A 4,117-nucleotide genomic window follows, 5' to 3' on the forward strand; every position below is an offset into this window, starting at 1 on the left:
GTCGGGGTGGGCGGAGCCGCCGACGGGGACGAGCCGCCGAACTGCACTATGAGGGCGAGCACGAAGCCGATCACGCCGACCGAACCGCCCGCCACGCTGGCGATCTGGTCGGCCTTACCCAGATCGACGAAGGCGACCGCGACCAGCGTCGCCACGCCGAGCCCACCGATGGCGAGTCCGGCCCATGCCCAAGGCTTGAGTGTCATAAGGGCATTGTGTGGGCCAAGAGGGGCGTACAGCAGTGCAGTCACTCAAATCGGTGAGAAAACAGCGGCGGCGAGTTGCACAGCCTCTCCACCGGTGCCTCACTCGTCGGGGTCGTGGTCGGCATCGGTGGAGGAACCGGACCCGAGCACTCCGTCCAACGCGGAGAGGAGCTTCGTGACCGCGCTCAGGAGTGAGCGCGTGTCCTGACCCGTGGGCTGTCCGTTCACCATCCGCTGCCACACCGCGCCCGCCATCTCCATGAGAGGGGCGAGGTCTTCGGGAGAGAGGTTCTCGCTCACCGAGCGCGCGATCTCATCGGTCGGGAGACCGTTTCGGAAGATCGGCGCCGCGAAGCCGAGCAGTGGCTCCAGCTGATCGAGCAACGCCTTCCCCTCACGCACCACAAGCGCGAGCTGGTGGTCGTCGCCCAGCGCCTGGGCCGTTTGTCCTTCGACCACTCTCAACAGCTCGGTGAATCGATCGATCTCCCCGGCATCGACGTAGGCGCGAAGGAGCGCCATCCGAACCAGCAGGGTTCTGGTGTCCTCATCGCCGAACACACGCACACACGTGGCGAGATGCCGTTCCACGGCTGTCACATCGAGCGTGAGCCCGGGCGCACGTTCCTCGAACAGGTCCTCCGCGGAGTCGGCGCCCATGGCACGGGCCAGCGCCCTGACACCGGTCGTTTCATCCTTGAAGTGGGCATCGTCAACCGTTCCGCCCATCAGGGTCCGCAGCACCGGTGCCACGCTGACCGTGCCCCCGGCGGCCATCGACAGAGTCAATCGCTCCGACTGGACCTGGAGGGTCAGGGGATCCTCGGGGCCGAGCGCGGCAAGGCACTCTCCGAGAACCTCCTCCAACATGCCACCCGCACGGACGCGGTCCTCCCGTACCCAGTACCTGGCGAGCACCGCACGCGCTGACAGGGTGCTGCGATGCCCCTCGCCCAGCACGCGTGTACGTATCGCCACGACTTCGCCCATCAGGCGTCGAGCGCGTGCGTCATCACCCTGTCGCACTGCCGCTTCAGCCATCTGTGCGAGAGCGATGAGCGTCACGACGTGCCCCTCGCCCAGCGCGGTCGCGCAGTCGGCGTGCAGCCGCTCCATGAGGCGGCCGACCTCCTCAGGGTCGTCCGTCAGCAGCAGAGCCCGGGCGAGCGCGGCGCGAGCCGACAGTGCCTCCTCCGAATCGGGGCCGCACTCGCGAACCACCGCCGCCTCCACACGCCGGAACAGTGCGACCGCCCTGGGCGCCATCGGTAGGCCGAGCTGCCTGAGGTGGCCGGCCGCCGTGAGGAACACCGACGCCATGTCCTCGGTGTCCGCCTCCGGCGCCGTGTGCTTGGCCAGTGCCTCCACGTGCGGCAGCAGGGCGCGTACGGCCGGCCAGTCGGTCGGCCCGTCGTTCTCCTCCGGCAGGGCCTCGATCAGAGCCCGCACCGCGCTCTCCCGTGCGGCCTCGATCGCAGCCACGTGCCGGTGACGGTCGTCCTCCGCCGAGGTGCGCGACACGGCCTGCACAAGGCGGTGCACGGCCACGGTGTCGTCGTCCAGGGTGATCATGCTGTGGGCGGCGAGGCGTCCGAGTGCGCGGCGTACGGCGGGGGGCGTGCCCAGCGAGGCGAGCAGGGAGCGTGGGATGTCCTCCGAGCCGTACCACCCGAGCATCAGCAGGATCCGTACGGCCAGTGGATCCTCCGCCAAGCGGTCCAGCGTGACGTGCCAGACCCGGGCGACGGTGCGTTCGTGGTCACCGCCCTCGTCGGTCGCCTCGTACATCTCGGCCGGGTAGGCGGCCAGGTCGTCCAGGTACTCCCGTCCGGTACAGCCCGTCTCCTCGCAGTACGCCGCTGCCTGGGCCACCGCGAGCGGGAGGAACCCCAGCTCCGCGCAGAGGGCGGCGGCGTCCGGGTCCTCGCCCCGGATCCGCGTGAAGAGATCCAGCGCCTCGGCGGCGGACAGCACGTCCAGCGCGACCTGCTTCGCCAGGTTCCGCCAACCGGTCGATCGTCGACTCGTGATGAGGCATCGGCCCGTCGTGACCCTGGCGAGGAGGTGTTCGACGTCAGCCGGATCGGAGACGTTGTCGAGGACGAGGAGCCAGCCGGTGTGGGAGGCCAGCCACTGTCGGGCCCACTCGCCGAGCTGTTCCTGCGGCAGCAGGGTGACCAGAGTGGGTTGAAGCGCTGCCGCCAGAGCGGCAAGACCCGAGTCGAGTGCCGCGCGGCTGTCCGCCGTGATCCACCAGATCGGGGCGTGCTCCGTACCGCGAAGGGTCGCCCAGCGGGCGGCGAGCGTGGACTTCCCGATCCCGCCGAGGCCGTGCAACGCGTGCACCACCGCCTGTCCGGGCGCGGCCAGTGCCTCGTCCAGCAGGGCGAGTTCGCGGTCACGACCGACGAAGAGCGGGATGCGGGACGGAACGTTGGTCAGTCCGGGAGGACAGTCGACGGAGACCGCGGGTGGGCAGCTCTCCGGCGACAGGAGCGTGGCGTTGCCGATGTGCACGCCGTACGCACCGTCCCCGGTCTGTGTCAGACCGATGTCCCCTCGAGCGGCGACGGCTCCCGCGCCGGAGGCGGTAGCGGAGGAGTCACCGACCGGGCGGCTGCCGAACAACGCACTCATGTGTCCCATGATGACCGCCGGTGACGGACATCGTCCTGCGTACGGCGCGACAAGCGGGCCGGGATCGGCATGCGTACGGCGGGAGTTGGGCGGCCTGGTGCTTCGGGCCGTCCAACTCCCGCCGTGAATCCTGTGATGCGCGCTCGAGGTTCAGCCGTACCTCGCGGCGGCGGTCTACTTGACCTCCCGCAAGCCCAGCGGTGCCGCGATCTCCTCCGCCATGACCTGGCCCGCCTCGAACTCCAGGGTTTCGTCGCCCATGAGTTCCTGGTCGGTGTCGAGGCCGTCGAGTTCGGCCAGCGGCTGGTTGAGGCGGACGTGGGCGACCAGGGACTGCAGGGCGCGCAGGGTCGCCGAGGCCGTGGAGCCCCAGTTGGAGAAGTAGGAGAACTGCCACCACCACAGCGCCTCGGTGGTGCGGCCCGCGCGGTAGTGGGCCATGCCGTGGCGGAGATCGGCCATGACGTCGACGAGGTCGTCGGAGATCCGGGCCGGCACGGGCGCCTTGCGGGGCTCGTACGGGTCGAAGACCTCGGAGTAGACGTCGACCGGGTCGAGCATCGCGGCCAGGCGTTCCCGCAGCTCGTCGACGTCCTGCTCGGGGCCCGGGTCGGGCTCGTAGCGCTCGTCCGGCACGATGTCCTCGTGCGCGCCGAGGCGGCCGCCCGCGAGGAGGAGCTGGGAGACCTCCAGCAGCAGGAAGGGCACGGCCGAGTCCGGCTCGTCGCCCTTGGCCACCTCGGTGACCGCGACCAGGAAGCTCTCGATCTGGTCCGCGATCTGGACGGCGAAGTCGTCCGGGTTCAGGCCGGTCGCGTGCAGCGTGGCGTCAGACATCCAGCAATCGTCTCCCCTCGAAGGCGCGGCCGAGGGTCACCTCGTCCGCGTATTCCAGGTCGCCGCCCACCGGGAGGCCGCTGGCCAGGCGGGTGACCTTGAGGCCCATGGGTTTGATCATGCGGGCGAGATACGTGGCCGTGGCCTCGCCCTCCAGGTTGGGGTCGGTGGCCAGGATCAGCTCCGTGACCGTGCCGTCGGCCAACCTGGCGAGAAGCTCCCGTATCCGCAGGTCGTCGGGTCCGACGCCCTCGATGGGGCTGATCGCGCCGCCGAGGACGTGGTACCGGCCCCGGAACTCACGGGTCCGCTCGATGGCGACGACGTCCTTCGGCTCCTCCACGACACAGATGACCGACGGGTCTCGGCGGGTGTCGCGGCAGATGTTGCACAGCTCCTCCTGCGCGACGTTGCCGCAGGTCGCGCAGGAGGAGCTG

3 protein-coding genes and 1 pseudogene are annotated in these 4,117 nt (G+C 70.0%); all 4 read right to left on the reverse strand.

What is annotated here, in order from left to right:
- Window positions 1-206, reverse strand: a pseudogene (locus tag AOK23_RS48280) (hypothetical protein); the annotation flags it as partial.
- Window positions 207-305: 99 nt separating this feature from the next.
- On the reverse strand, window positions 306-2,843 hold the full coding sequence (locus tag AOK23_RS42305) for a tetratricopeptide repeat protein (RefSeq protein WP_157878327.1): 2,538 nt from the start codon (window positions 2,841-2,843) through the stop codon (window positions 306-308).
- 174 nt (window positions 2,844-3,017) lie between these two features.
- Window positions 3,018-3,680 (reverse strand): DUF5063 domain-containing protein, encoded by a 663-nt coding sequence (locus tag AOK23_RS42310; RefSeq protein WP_055717697.1) that lies wholly within the window; start codon window positions 3,678-3,680, stop codon window positions 3,018-3,020.
- Window positions 3,673-4,117, reverse strand: a 445-nt coding sequence (gene recR, locus AOK23_RS42315; protein ID WP_055717698.1) for a recombination mediator RecR, incomplete at its 5' end; no start/stop codon positions are given. The genes recR and AOK23_RS42310, both read right to left, overlap by 8 nt.

The organism is Streptomyces torulosus (assembly GCF_001419765.1).
GTDB classification, from domain to species: domain Bacteria; phylum Actinomycetota; class Actinomycetes; order Streptomycetales; family Streptomycetaceae; genus Streptomyces; species Streptomyces torulosus.

Bases quoted from the DNA above. Each gene is read 5' to 3' on its own strand.
- AOK23_RS42305 (WP_157878327.1), bottom strand. From the start codon at position 2,843: ATGAGTGCGTTGTTCGGCAGCCGCCCGGTCGGTGACTCCTCCGCTACC.
- AOK23_RS42310 (WP_055717697.1), bottom strand. From the start codon at position 3,680: ATGTCTGACGCCACGCTGCACGCGACCGGCCTGAACCCGGACGACTTC.